Raw genomic sequence first — 15,498 nt, forward strand, 5'->3', positions numbered from 1 at the left:
CCCGCAACAGCCAAGGCGAGCGTGCAGCAATGACCAACTTTCCGGCCCCGGTCGCCCAACTGATCGACCAGGCCCAGGCCCATCTGAATGCCGGACGGCTTGCCCCGGCCATCGAGGCGCTGCGCCAAGCGGTGGGGCAGGTCCCCGCCAACGCCAATCTGCGAACGGTCCTGATCAATTTCCTGATCCAGAACCAGGCCTATGACGAGGCGTTGGAGCATATCGAGGCGGGCTCGCGGATCGGCCTGTTCGACGACGGGGAACCGGCGCCCGACAGCGATCCCGACCGGCTTTATCGGCTGGGCCTGCGCTATCGCCATCTTTACGTCGATGCCCTGGCCAGCCCCCTGGCCGGCGCCCTGCGCGAGCGGTGCGCCAGATACTGGCGCTGGGCGGCCCAAAGCGGGCGGCTGGATCTGGCCTATCTGGCCGGCGTCACCTTGATGGAACTGGGCCTCAGCGACGAAGGCCACGAGATGTTCATCATCGGCGAGAACATCCGCGACCAGCGGGTCAAGGACGAGGGGCTGGAGAATGTCGGCCTGCGCTTCATCATGGGCGACAGTTCGATCAGTTCGGGCATCTACAACGTTCCCAACCTGCTGACCAGCATCGGGATCATCGGCACGCTGGACATCTACATCAAGGGCCGCGAGCTGGGCATGCTGCCGCCGGGCCGGGCGGTGATGCTGCTGGACAAGAGCGAGGTGGTCAACCGCTATTGGCTGGATCGCTTCGCGCCCTTCATCGACATCATCACCGACAAGGACGAAATCGCCCGCCTAGCGCCGCTGTCGCCGCCGCTCGAGGATTTCCTGACCGCCACCATGCGGGTCAACGGCAAGCATGTGTGGAACAACCACGCCTTCGCGCAGATCCTGCGCCGCTGGGAAGACGAGGGCCGTGAACCCTTGTTGACGCTGCCCGACGAGGATCTGGCCGAGGGCTGGCGCCAGTTGCAGACCTTGGGGCCGAAGCCCGGTGACTGGTATGTCTGCCTGCATGTCCGCGACGACGGTTTCAAGCGCGAAACCGCTGACCCGTTGAACAAGGGGCTGACCAACACCAACAATGCCGACATCGCCACCTATCGCCAGGCCATCGAGCACATCACCTCGCTGGGCGGCTGGGTGCTGCGCATGGGCGCGCCGGAATCGGCGCCGATCCCCTTCCAGGTCGATCGTCTGGTCGATTACGCCAAAAGCCCGGTGCGCAGCCAGTTCATGGATGTCTTCCTGTGCGGCACCTGCCGGTTCTATATCGGCACCTCGTCCGGATTGGCGCATGTGCCGCCCTGTTTCGGAGTCAAGGGCGTGCTGACCAACTGGACGCCGCCCTATGCCCGGCCGGTCTACAACAATCTGTTCCTGCCCAAGCTGATGCGATGGCAGGGCCAGGACCGGCCGATGACTTTCGCCGAATCCTGGCGAAAGCCACACGGCCAGTGTTTCCGCCCCGAGGTCTACAACACCCTGGGCATGGAACTGGTCAACAACGATTCCCAGGACATCGCCGACGCGGTGGCCGAGATGATCGAGCGGCTGGCCGGCAAAGGCCGCCCCGACACCCCCGAAGAGGCGCGGCGCCGCCAGCTTTACAACAGCCTGCCCGAGCGCCTGGGCATTCCCGACGGCGGTTTCGGGGCCAACAGCTTCCTGCCGCAATCCTTCCTGAACAAGTATGCCGACCTGTTCGAGGGCATCGAGGATTTGTGAGTGGGCGCGGGTGTCCGTTGACGATTCGGTGCGGCTGGAGGATAGTCGTTTCCGGACAGGAAGAACCCCTGGCTTTACGAGGTAAGCGGTGAACGCTGCTGCATCCGCGCAAGAAATGCGCCGAACGGGAATGATGTTGGTTCCGGTCACCGACCAGGAATCGTTGGATCGAGTCCGCGTGACGGTGGTCGCCGCTGCCCGGGCCGAGTTGGGTCTGGCCGATGAAGGCGACCCGGTGGCCTTCATGAACGATTTCCATCGGCGCGGCTTGTCGGCGGTGGAAATGAACTCCTTCCGCCTGGCCTTGATCCGTCGAATCAACGACGAAGCCGATATCGGCCGCCTGATCTGGCAGGCGTTCCGCGATCCCTTGACCTGCATCATCGGCCCCGACGTCGTCGTGCAGAAATCGGCCAATCTGGTCATTCATCTGCCCGAGGACGGCAACAACGCCCCGATCCATCGCGACGCGCCACCCAATTCGCCGTTCGAGGTGGTGGTGTGGGTGCCGCTGGTGGATTGCTTCGGCACCAAGGGGATGTGCATCCTCGACAAGAACCAAAGCCGCGAGGGCATGGACCTGCTGCAGGCCTCGCCCGAGACGCCCGAGCGGATCGAGAACTTCGTGTGGGACCGCTTCCAGCCGATTCCGGTCCCCTATGGCTCGGCGGTGATGTTCTGGGCCGGGCTGTTGCACGCCGTTCCCACCAACACCGAGGGCCAGACCCGCTGGTCGTTCAACATCCGCTACAAGAACACCTTCGCCCCCTATGGGACCAAGGGCTACCCGGAATATTTCAAGATTCTGGAAATGTCTCCGCTGACCGAACTGGCCTATGACTGGCAAAGGCCGAAGAAATAGGGTTTTCGCCGCGCAAGGGATGGTGCCATGAAGGCCTTCTATGCTTCGCTCGATCTTGGCTGCTCCAGTCTGGTGACCCAGCAATTGCAGCACATGGCTATCGGCGCCACCGCCACCCAGAAGGGCGGCCGGGTGACCTATTACCTGACGGAAAGCCTCGAGACCCTGGTGCACCAGACCTTCCTGCGCCTGAAGCTGAAAGAGATGATGCCGATCGACGGCCTGATCTTCTTTCGGATGCAGCAGTTTCTGTATGGCGGCGGCTTCGACTATGCCTTTCTCGGGGAAATCCTGGACCGGGGGATCGAGGTCCATTTCGCCCGCGAGGGATTCTCGCTTTACACCCCTGCCAATCTCGAGACGGCCTTCCCGGTGATTCACACCACCGAATTGCTGCAGACATCGGACATCGGCGCGGCGCTTCAAAGCCTGTTCGGCACCGATTTCCGCATGGCCTTGCCGCGCGCCGATCATTGGGACGCCCAGCCGCCGCGCTAGGTCTTATGTTTGGCCCGTGCCGGGCCGTTCAGGCGCCGCTCGGGCTAGTCGCGTGTTCACGTTTGGCGTGAAAACGCTAAGCAAGCGGGGCCGCAAGACCTGGCCAAAAATCAAATCTTAAGATTTGCCATGCAGAATTTCTCGAATTTCTGCAAGCATTTCGCGGCGCCCGCACATCGTGAGCGAGTAATGATCGAGCGATTTCCCGTCTCCCCTTGGCTTCCCATCGTCATCGCAAGTATTTTGGTGACCTACGCCTTCTGGCGCGGCATCCAGCAGAAGCGTCACCGCCTGCTCGATGGCGGTGCGGTCGGCTGGATCATCGAGGCTTTCGCCATCGTGCTGTCCGACATGGTCTATCGCGGCGGCAACAACTACGTGGCCCTGACCGAGGTGCGCGATTCGCTTTATCAATCGGGGCTCGACTTCCTGAAATGGAAGGAAGGCTATCATCCCGAGCCCGAGCTGGTGGACCAGGCGCTGAAGGTCGCGGCGACCCTTCCCATCGAAAAGGCCATCGTCAGCCGTCATTCCTTCACCCAGCACGACAACGGCATTATCGACTACATCAAGTTCTCGTTTCGGCTGTTCGGCAAGAACATCCTGTCCTTGTATCTGGGCTATTACCTGATCTTTTCGGCCGCCGTCGTCGCCGGCTGCGTGGCCTTCTTCGACACCCCCTGGGTGTTGTGGGTCATGGTCACCGCTTTGGTCGGCTTCGTCTTGATGCTGGACAAGACCACCATCATGGGCGGCACGGAAATCGTGTCCGAGAATAACCAGCGCTTCCTGTCGACCTTCGCCATGATCCCCTCGTTGCACGGCATGGCCATTTCGATGATCGACATGGCCGCCACGCCGCTGCAGATCGGTCTGGTGGTGGTCCAGGCCTTGATCCTGCATCTGGCGGTGTCGTCGCGCCCGACCAGCAATTGGATGGTGCTGCCGGCCGTGATGGTCTGGGCCGCCGGCCTGTACTCGTCGCCGCTGCCCTTGCCGGACGCCCTGTGGAACGGCGGCGGCTGGGCCATTCCCCTGATGATCGCCGTGGTCATCGCCGTCGAATGGCGCCGCCGCGACCGCATGCACCGGGTCTATTACTCGGATTACGCCACCAATACCTATATGCGCTGGCACGGCGCTTATCTGGGCTTCACCCTGGACGAGGAAACCTGGAACGCCAACCGGCTGCCCAACCAGGCCCCGGTTCGCAACGACGAGAACGGGGTGTTCGCCGTCCGCGCTTGGGTCGAGGCCGATCCCGCCCGCGCCTGCGACCTGCAAGAGCCCGACAAGATGTTCTGTCCGTTCCAGCTGGGGGCCCGCTGGGGCCTTTACGGCCGCCTGATCAAAGAGGTCTGCCTGGAATACATGCGCAAGAACCGCCACACCTTGTTGCGGCTTTATCTGATCTTGAAGCCGCGATCCTTCATCCAGGTCATGGGCGAGGTGTTGAAGCCGTTATGGGCGATGCCGGCCCCGCGCCATCTGATCGTGCTGGCCGCCTTGGTGGTGGCGGTGATCGGCGTGGCTGCCACCTTGCCGGCCGCCATGGTGCCGCTGGTCGGCCTGATGGCCGTGGCGATGCTGGCCTGCATGCCGCTGCCGCAGATCTGGGCTTATTCCATTGCCCACGGCCTGGTCGACAATGTCTGGACCACCTTGTTTGCCTTTCCGCTTATCGTCAGCCTGGCGATCATCGTGGCCATGACCTAGTGTCCTGCCCCCGAAATTCGCATGGCGAATTCCGGGGATAAGCAGGCCACTCATTTGTTGAATTGTGTTGTGATTCTGTAATTCGCAATGTCATGCGAATTTCAGAATCACAACACTAGCAGGAGCCTTGTCTTCGATGCGCCACCTGGCCGAAAGCTACAAGGACAGTACCGTCCTGGTCACCGGCCATACCGGCTTCAAGGGGGCATGGCTGTGCGGCTGGCTGGGGCGGCTGGGCGCCAAGGTGGTGGGGGTCAGCCTGCCCCCCGATTCGGATTTGGCCCAGGAAGCGCTGTTCGCGCCGCCGGTGGCGTGCGCCCATGCCATTGATCTGCGCGATGCCGACGCCACCCGACGGGTGCTGGCCGAGGAAAGGCCGGAACTGATCTTTCATTTCGCCGCGCAATCGCTGGTCCGCCGCTCGCACGCGGTGCCGTTGGAAACCTTCGCCGTCAACGTGATGGCCACCGCCAACCTGCTGGAAGCGGCTCGCTCGGTTTCGGGCCTCAAGGGGGTGGTGGTCGCCACCACCGACAAGGTCTATCGCAACGACGAGCGGGGACGGCCATTCACCGAGACCGACCCGCTGGGCGACGGCGCGCCCTATAACGCCAGCAAGGTCTGCACCGAAATGGTGGCCGAGACGTGGCGGGACTCGTTTCTTCGCACCCAAGGGATCGGCGTCGCGGTGGTTCGCGCCGGCAATGTCATCGGCGGCGGTGACTGGGCCGCCGACCGTCTGGTTCCCGATCTGGTCAAGGCCTTCCTGGCCGGGCAGCCGGCAATGTTGCGCAACCCGACGGCGACGCGGCCCTGGCAGCATGTGCTGGACGCGCTGCAGGCCTATCTGCTGCTGGGCCAGCGGCTGCTGGTGGGCGACGGGCTCGCTTCGGCGGCATGGAATGTCGGCCCCGACCCCGACGGCCATGTGACCGTCCTCGAACTGGCGCGCTGCCTGCAGGAAAGCTGGCCGGGGGCGGCGCTGACGGTGCAGGGCGATGGCGGGCCGGCCGAGGCCGGCCAATTGTGCCTGGACAGCGGCAAGCTGCGGGCAGCCTTCGGATTTTCGCCGCGCCTGAATCTGGCCCGGTCGGTCGAGGCCACGGCGGCATGGTATGGTGCGGTGTTGCGCGACGGTCGGCCGGCCATCGACATGACCTTGCGGCAAATCGACGCCTATATGACGGGAGACAATCCATGACCCCTTCGGATGCGGCGCCCAGGCGGAAGCTGCTGTCGGTCATCGTGCCGGTCTATAACGAGATCGACAATGTCGGTCCCTTGTGCGCCGAGGTCGCCCGGGTGATGGCCGACCTGGCCAACGAGTGGGATTACGAGCTGATCTTCACCGACAACCATTCGGAAGACGGCACCTTTACCCGGCTGGCGGACATGGCGGCCCAGGACTCCCGCATTCGGGCCTATCGCTTCTCGCGCAATTTCGGTTTCCAGCGATCGATCCTGTCGGGCTACCGCCTGGCCCGGGGCGATGCCGCGGTCCAGCTCGATTGCGACCTGCAAGATCCGCCCGACATGATCCCCACCTTCCTGTGTCTGTGGAAGGCGGGCTACAAGGTGGTGTACGGGATACGCCGCAAGCGCCAGGAAATTGTCTCGCTGCGCTATGCCCGCGAGGTGTTCTATCGCCTGCTCAACTGGCTGGCCGAGCATCCCATTCCGGTCCAGGCCGGCGATTTCCGCCTGATCGACCGGGTGGTCATCGACCTGTTGAGCCAATATGACGATCACTCGCCCTATATCCGGGGATTCATCGCCTCGCTCGGGCTCGAGCAGGTGGGGGTGGCCTATGACCGCGACGCGCGCGAACGCGGGCAAAGCAAGTTCCCGCTGAACCGACTGACCGGACTGGCGGTCGATGCCATTGTCACCAACTCCATCGTTCCGCTGCGGCTGGCCAGCCTGGCCGGTGCGGTCTGTTCGGTGTTGGCGACCCTGGGGGCCGGAATCTATTTGCTGCTGAAGCTGACCTCGGGTCCCGGCCAATGGCCCAGCGGCTTCGCCACCATCATGGTGATGATCCTGGTCAGCACGGCGATGAACGCCATCTTCTTCGGCATCCTGGGCGAATATGTCGGCCGCATCTTTATGCAATTGCGCAAGCGCCCGTTAAGCATCGTCGAAACCTGCATCGACCCCCATGCCGAGACGGTCCGGCCGGCCGGCAGCGATTTCCGCAACGCCATGGTCATCGTGCCCCACCCCGAAGCGCCCAAGCCTTCGCCGGGCGGCGGCGAATGACCGGGACCGACTTCGACCGTCATGCCGGCGACTACCGGCACGAGGTCAACGAAAGCCTGAGCGGGTTCGGCACCGACATCGACCGGTTGGCCGACAGCAAGGCGGCCTTGATCGGCGAGGTGCTGGGGGGCGATCGCCTGGCGCGCGCCAGGGTGCTGGATGTCGGCTGCGGTATCGGGCTGATCTGCCGCCGCCTGATCGATCGGGTGGCCCAGATGCACGGAACCGATATCAGCGCCGCCAGCCTGGAGCAGGCGGCCAAGGCGTGCCCGCGCGGCCATTTCCAGGCCTATGACGGCGTCACCTTTCCTTATCCCGACGCAACCTTCGATCTGGTCTTCGCGGTCAACGTCTTTCACCATATCCCGGTGGCGGCCCGCCCCGCCATGGCCGCCGAGATGGCCCGCGTCGCCGCATTCGATGGATTCGTGCTGATCGTCGAACACAATCCGGCTAACCCGGTGACCCGGCGCATCGTCGATTCCTGCCCGCTGGACGATGGGGCGATCCTGCTGAAGGCCGCCGAAAGCCGGGCCTTGCTTTCCGGGGCCGGGCTGGCCGGGGTCTCGACCCGATATTTCGGCTTCGTGCCCTGGCGCGGCCCGATGGTGGACCGGTGGGAAGGATTGCTGGCCCGCCTGCCTTTGGGGGCGCAGTATCTTTGCCGGGCGGCCAAGCCGCAATGCTGGCGTTCGCCGGCCAACGGCCTATCATAGGGCGCCATGGACAAGGACAGCCATCCCCAGCCCGTCAAGGCCGACAAGCGCGCCCTGTCCGACGTGCTGGCCCGCCATGCCGCCGCGCCGGGCGAGACCCGCCGCGTCCAATTGCTGCGGCCCTTTGCCGTTCTGTCCAAGAACACCTACAGCGCGCCGGTGCAGCCGCCGATCGGCGTTGCCTATCTGGCGGCGCTGGTCGAGCGGGCCGGCTATCCGGTCGGCATCATCGACGCCATCGGCGAGGACATCTTGCGCATCGAGCCTTCGGCCGACGGCAGCTGCAATCTGCAAGGATTGCCGACCGAGGCCATCTTGGCCCGCATCGCGCCCGACACCGCCATCCTGGGCGTGTCGTTGATGTTCTCGCTGGAATGGCTGCAGCAGCGGGACTTGATCCGCCGCATCCGCCGTGCCTTTCCCAAGCTGATCATCGTCGCCGGCGGCGAGCACGTCACCGCCCTGGCGGACTATCTGCTGACCGATTGCCCCGAGATCGACTATCTGGTGGCCGGCGAGGGCGACGTCACCTTGCTGGCCCTGGTCCACAACCTGCTGGATGGCCAGCCGGTGGATGACATCCCCGGCCTGGTCTTTCGCCGGCCCGACGGCACCGTGGTCAATAACGGCCTGGGCGCGCGCATCGCCAATGTCGATCAATTGCCCTATCCGGCCTGGCACCTTTTGCCGGTAACCAACTATTTCATCGACAATTGGACCGGCGGCATCGCCACCGGCCGCAACATGATCATCATGGCCACCAGGGGCTGCCCCTATCAGTGCACCTTCTGCTCGAATCCCGGCATGTGGACGACGCGCTATCAGATGCGCGACCCGGCCGGCGTGCTGGACGAGATCCAGTGGCTGATCGACACCTACCAGGCAACCAGCATCGATTTCTGCGACCTGACCGCCATCGTCAAGAAGGATTGGGTGCTGGAATTCTGCCGGCAGATGAAGGCGCGCGGCATGCGCTTCACCTGGCAATTGCCGTCGGGCACCCGATCCGAGGCCATGGACCACGAGGTCCTGCAGGCCATCTTCGAGGCCGGCTGCCGGCTGGTGGTGCTGGCCCCGGAAAGCGGCTCGGAACGCACGCTGAAGACCATCAAGAAGAAGGTCAGCCTGGCGCGTGTCACCGACAGCATCCGCCAGGCGGTTAGGATCGGCCACACGGTGAAGGTCAATCTGGTGATCGGCTTCCCCGACGAGCGCTTGTCCGACGTGGTGAAGACGTTCCTTTATGCCATACGCTGCGCCTTGATCGGGGCGGATGATTGCAACATCGCCATCTTCACCCCCTATCCCGGCTCGGAAATCTTCCACGACCTGCGCCGGCGCGGCATCATCGCCCGCATCGACGACACCTTCTTCCACAATCTTTTGATCCAGTTCGACATGACCTCGACCGCCTGCTACGCCGATCATGTCCCCGGCTGGTTCCTGGCCCTGGTTCGGCTGGTCGGGCAGTCGCTGTTCTATTCACTGGCCTATCTGACCCGGCCGCGCCGGCTGGTGCGGCTGGTGGCCAGCATGCGGGCCGAGAAGTTCCACGCCCACAATCTGTTCGAGCAGCGCATCCACGACTTCGTGGTCCGCCGCCGCCTGAATTCCCAGGTCAGGCCAGAGGGGCGCCAAGCAGGTCCTTGAACCCGGTCCCGACATCGGCGGAAAATTGCTCGATGGCGGTGATGGTCCCGAAAACCTCGGACAGGAATTCCTGCGACTCGGTCCAGGCCCGGGCGCGCACCGCATCGGGTACGGCGCCGTCATGCAGCCAGATGGGGCTGTGGACAAAGCGGCGGTGGAAGTCGTCGGCATTGTTGATGGCCCAATTGGCGACGTCGAACGGCTTGGCGTGGTTGACGCAGGGCTTGTCGTTGCGGCGGCGCTTGAACGGCATCGGTTCCAGCATCAGGAAGTCGTCGGAATCCTCGACCACCGCGCAATCCTCGTAATCGACGGCCAGACGGACGAAATCGCCGTCGATGCCGAAGGTGAAGTTCGACCCGTCCCGCCGGGGATGGACGAAATAAGGCGTCGGGTGCCACGAGCGCAGCAGCAGGCCATGGCCGTCCAGCGGCCAATACATCTGCGACGGCCATTGGGTGAAGCCGTCCTGGCCCAGGATGTGGGCGGCGGAATGGTCGTGGATATGGCCCATGGCCAGGCGGATCGTGTCCCGAGGCGCCAGGTCCAGCCGGCCGGCCAGCAGGTCCTGGCCTCGGCCGGCGGCGATTTCGGCGCGGATCAGGGCCGGCACGAAACTGTGCATGTTGAGCGAGATGCCGGCGCTGTGGATCGAGCGCTTGCCGGCCTGGGCCAACTTGGCCACCGTCCGAAACGAGCCGTCGGCCAGGATGGTATCGGGATAGACGCTGCAGATGGCGGCGTCTTGTTCCCAGGCGTGGGCGATCAGATGGTGATGGGTCTGCACCATGATCTTGTAGGACAGGTTCTGGTCGTCGGCGGCCTGCCGGATGCTGTCGTCGTCGATGACGATGATCTTGGGGGTTGCCACCTCGCACAGGCGCCGATAGGCCGGCGAGCGCTCGATGCGGTCGCTGTCGGCGCGGGGCGAATAGATGTGGAACTCGACCGGAGCCAGCCCGGCCATGGCCGGGATGTTGCCGGGCGCCATCAACGAGGGCAGGGTGAAGTTGACGAAGTGGAAGGTGTATTCCTTGCCCCACACCGCCGTCGTGAAAATGACCTTTCGCATGTCCCGCGTCCCCGTTCGCTGTTCGCCAGGAATAGCATCCCTGGTCCGCCCGTCAAGAAGCCTTCAGCACCGATCCGATCCAGTCCAGCACCCCGTCCAGCGCCTTGCGCGACCCGCCCAGCAGCGCTTCGGGCGAGCGCGGCAAGCTGGCGCGGTTCTCCTCGGCCTCGGGGTGGGGCAGGGCGCCGATCTGCAGGCGGTCCAGGGTGGCGAAGCGGGCAAAGGCGGCCTGGGCCAGCTCGCGCAGCCGGATCGCGTCGCCGCTGCTGAGGTCCAATCCAGCGGGGAAGCTCCACTCCATCGCCAGCAAATGCGCCAGGGCGGCGGCGATGTCATCGACATGGTGATATTCCCGCCACTGCGTGCCCGCCGACATGCGAAAGCTTTGGCCCGCCGCCAGCGCGGCGATCATCTGGCCCAGGAACATGTGGGGCGCCGGCCGGCCGCCATACAGCGTGTGCAGGCGCACATGCAGGTGGCGCTCGGGCGGCAGCATCGCGCGCAGCCGCTGTGCCAGCCGCGTCTTCGAGGCGACATAGGCATTGGTCGCCTCCATGCGCTCGGCATGTTCCATCACCGTCCCGATGGTCAGGTAACGGATGGCCGGGTTGCCCATGGTCGCCTCGACCAGCCGGCAGGGGCCGGCATGGTTGGCCTCGTCCAGTGCCTCGGGCGAGGCCCCGGCATCGGTCAGGCCGTTGGCGAACACGATGTCGCAGGCTTCGACGCCCGCAAGCGGCAGGGGGGGCGAGTCCTTCAGCATCGACCAGGGCAAGGCGGTCACGCTGGCGGCCTCGGAGGTCAGGCGTCGATGCAGGGCGGACCCCAGATTGCCGCCGGCACCAAACAGCAGGACCGGGCGCGGCACCTAGCGCCCCATGGCGGCGGCGAAGCGCCTTTGCAGCATCTCGGCGATCAGTCGGCCGCCCTGGCCCTCGGTGCCGGCGGCGAACAGCCGCTGGCGAAGGCTGTCCATGACTGGGCGCTGGGCGGCGAAGGCGCCGGGATCCGAGGCCAGCCGCACCAGCTCGCCGATGGTGTCGGTGGTCAAGATCGGCGTATGTGGCCAGATTTCGCGCTCCAAGGGAGAGATCTCGTCGGGGCGGCCGACATCGGTGACCACCACGTCGTTGCCGGCATAGATCGCTCCGAACAAGGTGCCGCCCAGGTCGGTCAGGACGATGTCGGCGATGGCGAAGATTTCGGCCTCGTCGTCGGGATCGCGGATGACCCGCAGGTTTCCATCCTCGACCAGGGCCCGCAGATAATGGCAGTCGGGCGGCTCGTGGAAGGATTCCGGATGGGGCTTGAGCAGGATGTTGATATGCGGCGTCATCGCCACCAGGGCGCGGGAATAAAGGGTGATGGCCCCGGTCAGCGGGCCGGAATGGGTCGGCATCCACACCACCACCGGCTTTGCCGGGTCCAGCCGGTACTTGGCCTTGATGGCTTCCTTGTCGGCCTGGCAGGCGGCCAGTCCGTCAAGCCGGGCATAGCCGGCCACCAATTGCGGCGTGTCGGGGTAATCGCCCCGATATTGCGCCACCTGTTCGTCGCCTTGGACGATGAACTGGGCGGCGGTGTCGTTGAACGGGCAGGCCCGGCTTTTCGAGAAGCCATAGCTCAACAGCCGGGTCAGGTCGCCGACCATGCTATAGCCCTGTCGCTTGCACACCGGCAGGTCGCGGTGCGAGATGCCCGAGACGTACTGGAACAATCCGTTGGCGAGGTCCTCGCAGAAGGCGACCGACAGGCCAAGCTCGGCGATGAACTCGAACAGGTCGGGTTCGTAGCCATCGTCGAACAGGACGATGTCGAAACTGTCCTTGGGCAAGTGCTGCCAGGTGGTCATGAAATGCATGGCGCAGGTGCGCCGATGGACCAGGAAGCCGATCTTGGCGATGGGCTGCGGCTTCTCACCTTGGGCGACGCGTTCGTCGGCGCGGGCGACTGCCAGGCGCATCTGCTGTTCGTAGATGCGGGCGCGGTTCCACCCTTGGGTCAGAGTTTCCTCGGTGAACAGGCTGAGATCGGCTTCGCGCATGGGGTGACATCCAGAGTTCACGGTTGGTAAGAATTCAAACCCAGACCTTCCAAGGGGCCCGGCCGGTCGCCCACAAATCCTCGAGCATCAATTTGTCGCGCATGGTGTCCATCGGCTGCCAGAAGCCCCGGTGCTTGAAGGCCATCATCTCGCCTTGTGCGGCCAGGTCCTGCATGGGGCCTTGTTCCCACGCCACCTCGTCGCCTTCGATGCCCACCAGGGCCGACGGCTCGAGCACGAAGAAGCCGCCATTGATCCAGTCGCCGTCGCCGGGCGGCTTTTCCGCCATGCCCCGCACCCGGTCGCCATCGACGTCCAGCCGGCCGAACCGGCCCGGCGGGCGCACCGCCGTCACCGTGGCCTTGCGGCCATGCTGGCGATGGAAGCTCAGCAGTTGGTCGATGGGCACGTCGGCCAGGCCGTCGCCATAGGTGAAGCAGAAGGTCTCGCCCTCCAGATGCCGGGCGATCCGCGCCAGCCGCCCGGCCGTCTGGGTGTCCAGGCCGGTTTCCAGCAGCGATACCCGCCAGGGCTCGTTCGTCTCGGCCAGGGCGCGGACCTCGTTGCGGCCAAGGTCGATGGTCAGATCGGCCTCGTGCTGGCGGTAGTTCAGGAAGTAATCCTTGATGACCTCGCCCTTGTAGCCCAGGCAGATGACGAAATCGTCGATGCCGTAATGGCTGTAGGTCTTCATGATGTGCCACAGGATCGGCCGCCCGCCGATCTCGACCATCGGCTTGGGGCGGTATTCGGTTTCCCCGCCCAGTCGGGTGCCGCGTCCGCCGGCGACGATGACGCATTTCATGATGTCTTCCCCCCCATTAGGTCGCCTTACGCGATGTCGGCGATCTGGCGAAACAAAGCGTGCATGCGGTCGCGATGCAGGAAATAGCTGAGCCCGTCGGCGCTTCGCCCATATTGGTTATAATAGCTGGTGATGATGCGCCGGTTTTCCTCGGAATGGCGGATCGTGCAGGTGCGCGGCCGGTCAAGGCGCGTGTCCTTCGGGTGGCACAGATAGTTCCTTGCCGCCGCCTTCTGGAAATCGAACGTCACCTCGAATTCATAGACGCGGTCGACATCCAAAAGGTTCGACTTTCGCGCCATGACCACGTTCCACAAGTCCGCGATGAATTGGGCGACCAGTCCGTCATGATCGGCGGCCATCTCGCGGATGGCGTCGAAGCAGATGGCGGCAAGCTCGTCGAACTTGTCGAACACCGCCGCCGTCTTGCACCAGAAGATCTGGTTGTTGCCGTAATGGCCGCTCATATAGCCGTCGGCCGCCTCGGGCGTGGCCAGGAAGGCCTGGATCGTCTGGCGGTCGGGATGGAAGTTGCGGGCCTCGTCTTCGCGGTACTGGCGGTACAGATCGGCCAGCGGGCTGGTGACGGCCGAGGCCTGCCGGTGGATACGCCGCATGATCGCCGAACGCTTGATGCCGATGCTCTCGGCCAGGCCCAGGACCTCGTCGAACAGGCCGCCATTATTGAAGATGGCGATGGTCAGGTGATAGTCGCGGCACTCCAGATAATCGTCGTGGCTCATGGTGGCGTTGGCGACGCAGACCTGATGGGTCTCGGCGACGAAGACCTGATCGCCCAGGATATCGTAGCGGCCGATGCAGCCGGGCAGCACGCGGTGGCGCGTGACATAGCGGTATTTCTCCTGGCTGGCCTGGTCGGCGGCCTCGGTGCCGGGCAGCAGGATGAACTGGAAGGTCTGGATGTCCTGGATGCCGGCATCCATCATGTCGCGGATCGAGGCCAGATGCTTTTCCCTGGTGTCGCCGGGCAGGCACAAGATGACTTCGCTGAAGGTCCGGCTGCCGGTGCGGCGGACCTCCCGCGCGGTCTCGACGATGCTGTCGATGCTGATATTGGCGCGCTTGATGGCGCCCAACACCTCGGGGTCGGTCGACTGGACCGAGGCGCCGACCGCCAGGCTGTCGCCCAGCACCTGGGCCATTTCCAGCATGCGCGTCTTCTGGTTCTTGGCGGTGGCCGAGCCGATATTGCGCGGCCAGCCGTGGCTGGCCTTTTTCGCCGCCATCCAGCGGGCGGTTTCGACATCCTCGGGGAAAATCCCCCAATTGAGGTCGGCCAGGGTGATCGACGGCACATTGGTCCGGGTGAAGACGTAATCCAGTTCCTGCTCGATCCGGCTTTGGGAAAATCGCCGGGTCTTGTTCATGTAGGCGACGCCGTCATGGCAGTAGGTGCAGGAATAGGGGCAGCCGCGCGAGGTCTGGACCATGGGGGTCAGCTTGCCGTCGAAGAACGGGTCCAACAGCCCGGTCAGATAGGGCGAGGGCAGCGTGGAATCGAGATCGAGGATGCGCGGTGCCATCGAACAGGCGACCAGTTCCCCGTCGATCAGATAGCGGGCGTTGGGCAACTGGCCTGGTGCCCGCTTCAGGGCTTCGGCATCGAAATCCACCTCGCGCAGGCGCCGGCACAAGGCGGTGAAGGCCAGCTCGCCCTCGCCCTCGATATAGAAGTCGATGTCGGGGCGTTCGGCCAGGAAGGCCCGCTGCTCGGCCGCCGATGACGAAAAACTGGGGCCGCCGAAGATGGTGACCACCTGCGGGTGCGCCGCCTTGACCCGCTGGCAGAAGGCCCGGTGCAGCGTTTCGTTCCACATATAGTTCGAGAACGCCATAATATCGGGCGTGGTGTGGTGAAGATAGGCGGCCAGGTCGTTCGGATATTTGAACAAGGCCGCCTCGACATCGCCCAGTTCCCTGATGGCGTGCGCCGCCACATAGCCGATGCCCAGCGAGAAATTGATGGCATGGACATAGCGCCCGGTATGGGTCAGGTCGATGAACGCGATCTTCATGGCCTATGGCCTTTCTGGCTCTAGGGTCGTGACGTCAGCCGCCGATTTCGGCGGCCGGTCGGCCAGTCTAGCGCATCAATGGTGACGTGTTCGTGAACGCCGGCTTCGTCGTGAACCCGAATTCG

13 protein-coding genes are annotated in these 15,498 nt (G+C 64.4%); 8 read left to right on the forward strand and 5 right to left on the reverse strand.

From position 1 onward, the window contains the following. Window positions 1–29 precede the first annotated feature (29 nt). The 8 genes from A6A05_RS17755 (at window position 30) to A6A05_RS17790 (ending at window position 9,416) form a co-directional block, all read left to right on the forward strand. A complete protein-coding gene (locus tag A6A05_RS17755) occupies window positions 30–1,715 on the forward strand; it encodes a TIGR04372 family glycosyltransferase (RefSeq protein ID WP_068504161.1) in 1,686 nt (561 codons plus the stop codon). 115 nt (window positions 1,716–1,830) lie between these two features. Then, a complete protein-coding gene (locus A6A05_RS17760; RefSeq protein WP_082911048.1) occupies window positions 1,831–2,577 on the forward strand; it encodes a sporadic carbohydrate cluster 2OG-Fe(II) oxygenase in 747 nt (248 codons plus the stop codon). Window positions 2,578–2,604: 27 nt separating this feature from the next. Beyond that, window positions 2,605–3,075, forward strand: a complete 471-nt coding sequence (locus A6A05_RS17765; RefSeq protein ID WP_068504164.1) for a hypothetical protein — start codon at window positions 2,605–2,607, stop codon at window positions 3,073–3,075. Window positions 3,076–3,321: 246 nt separating this feature from the next. Beyond that, complete coding sequence (locus A6A05_RS17770) at window positions 3,322–4,791, forward strand: hypothetical protein (RefSeq protein WP_156521131.1); 1,470 nt, start codon at window positions 3,322–3,324, stop codon at window positions 4,789–4,791. 136 nt (window positions 4,792–4,927) lie between these two features. Continuing rightward, a complete protein-coding gene (gene rfbG / locus A6A05_RS17775) occupies window positions 4,928–5,992 on the forward strand; it encodes a CDP-glucose 4,6-dehydratase (RefSeq protein WP_068504168.1) in 1,065 nt (354 codons plus the stop codon). Beyond that, entirely contained in the window at window positions 5,989–7,050 is a 1,062-nt protein-coding gene (locus A6A05_RS17780) for a glycosyltransferase family 2 protein (RefSeq protein WP_068504169.1), read from the forward strand. Before rfbG ends, A6A05_RS17780 begins: the two co-directional genes overlap by 4 nt. Further along, a complete protein-coding gene (locus A6A05_RS17785) occupies window positions 7,047–7,766 on the forward strand; it encodes a class I SAM-dependent methyltransferase (protein ID WP_068504171.1) in 720 nt (239 codons plus the stop codon). The genes A6A05_RS17780 and A6A05_RS17785 overlap by 4 nt, the downstream gene beginning before the upstream one ends. 6 nt (window positions 7,767–7,772) lie before the next feature. Continuing rightward, on the forward strand, window positions 7,773–9,416 hold the full coding sequence (locus tag A6A05_RS17790; RefSeq protein ID WP_068504173.1) for a B12-binding domain-containing radical SAM protein: 1,644 nt from the start codon (window positions 7,773–7,775) through the stop codon (window positions 9,414–9,416). Here the strand turns inward: A6A05_RS17790 and A6A05_RS17795 are convergent. Genes A6A05_RS17795 through A6A05_RS17815 form a run of 5 tightly spaced genes read right to left on the reverse strand, consistent with a single transcriptional unit; the run spans window position 9,385 to window position 15,373 of the window. Further along, window positions 9,385–10,488, reverse strand: a complete 1,104-nt coding sequence (locus tag A6A05_RS17795; RefSeq protein ID WP_068504175.1) for a hypothetical protein — start codon at window positions 10,486–10,488, stop codon at window positions 9,385–9,387. The genes A6A05_RS17790 and A6A05_RS17795 overlap by 32 nt on opposite strands. A gap of 52 nt (window positions 10,489–10,540) precedes the next feature. Then, a complete protein-coding gene (locus A6A05_RS17800; protein ID WP_068504177.1) occupies window positions 10,541–11,356 on the reverse strand; it encodes an NAD-dependent epimerase/dehydratase family protein in 816 nt (271 codons plus the stop codon). Further along, entirely contained in the window at window positions 11,357–12,532 is a 1,176-nt protein-coding gene (locus A6A05_RS17805; protein WP_068504178.1) for a CDP-glycerol glycerophosphotransferase family protein, read from the reverse strand. It abuts the gene before it with no gap. Window positions 12,533–12,566: 34 nt separating this feature from the next. Next, window positions 12,567–13,337 (reverse strand): glucose-1-phosphate cytidylyltransferase, encoded by a 771-nt coding sequence (gene rfbF / locus A6A05_RS17810; RefSeq protein ID WP_068504179.1) that lies wholly within the window; start codon window positions 13,335–13,337, stop codon window positions 12,567–12,569. Between the two features lie 26 nt (window positions 13,338–13,363). Continuing rightward, the gene (locus A6A05_RS17815) at window positions 13,364–15,373 is read right to left on the reverse strand and encodes a B12-binding domain-containing radical SAM protein (protein WP_068504181.1); all 2,010 of its coding nucleotides are present in this window, start codon (window positions 15,371–15,373) and stop codon (window positions 13,364–13,366) included. Between the last annotated feature and the right edge of the window lie 125 nt (window positions 15,374–15,498).

This window comes from Magnetospirillum moscoviense, assembly GCF_001650635.1.
Taxonomy (GTDB): domain Bacteria; phylum Pseudomonadota; class Alphaproteobacteria; order Rhodospirillales; family Magnetospirillaceae; genus Magnetospirillum; species Magnetospirillum moscoviense.

Coding starts and splice junctions, on each gene's coding strand:
- A6A05_RS17765 (WP_068504164.1), top strand. CDS start 2,605: ATGAAGGCCTTCTATGCTTCGCTCGATCTTGGCTGCTCCAGTCTGGTG.
- rfbG (WP_068504168.1), top strand. CDS start 4,928: ATGCGCCACCTGGCCGAAAGCTACAAGGACAGTACCGTCCTGGTCACC.
- A6A05_RS17795 (WP_068504175.1), bottom strand. CDS start 10,488: ATGCGAAAGGTCATTTTCACGACGGCGGTGTGGGGCAAGGAATACACC.
- rfbF (WP_068504179.1), bottom strand. CDS start 13,337: ATGAAATGCGTCATCGTCGCCGGCGGACGCGGCACCCGACTGGGCGGG.
- A6A05_RS17805 (WP_068504178.1), bottom strand. CDS start 12,532: ATGCGCGAAGCCGATCTCAGCCTGTTCACCGAGGAAACTCTGACCCAA.
- A6A05_RS17780 (WP_068504169.1), top strand. CDS start 5,989: ATGACCCCTTCGGATGCGGCGCCCAGGCGGAAGCTGCTGTCGGTCATC.
- A6A05_RS17755 (WP_068504161.1), top strand. CDS start 30: ATGACCAACTTTCCGGCCCCGGTCGCCCAACTGATCGACCAGGCCCAG.
- A6A05_RS17760 (WP_082911048.1), top strand. CDS start 1,831: ATGCGCCGAACGGGAATGATGTTGGTTCCGGTCACCGACCAGGAATCG.
- A6A05_RS17790 (WP_068504173.1), top strand. CDS start 7,773: ATGGACAAGGACAGCCATCCCCAGCCCGTCAAGGCCGACAAGCGCGCC.
- A6A05_RS17815 (WP_068504181.1), bottom strand. CDS start 15,373: ATGAAGATCGCGTTCATCGACCTGACCCATACCGGGCGCTATGTCCAT.
- A6A05_RS17785 (WP_068504171.1), top strand. CDS start 7,047: ATGACCGGGACCGACTTCGACCGTCATGCCGGCGACTACCGGCACGAG.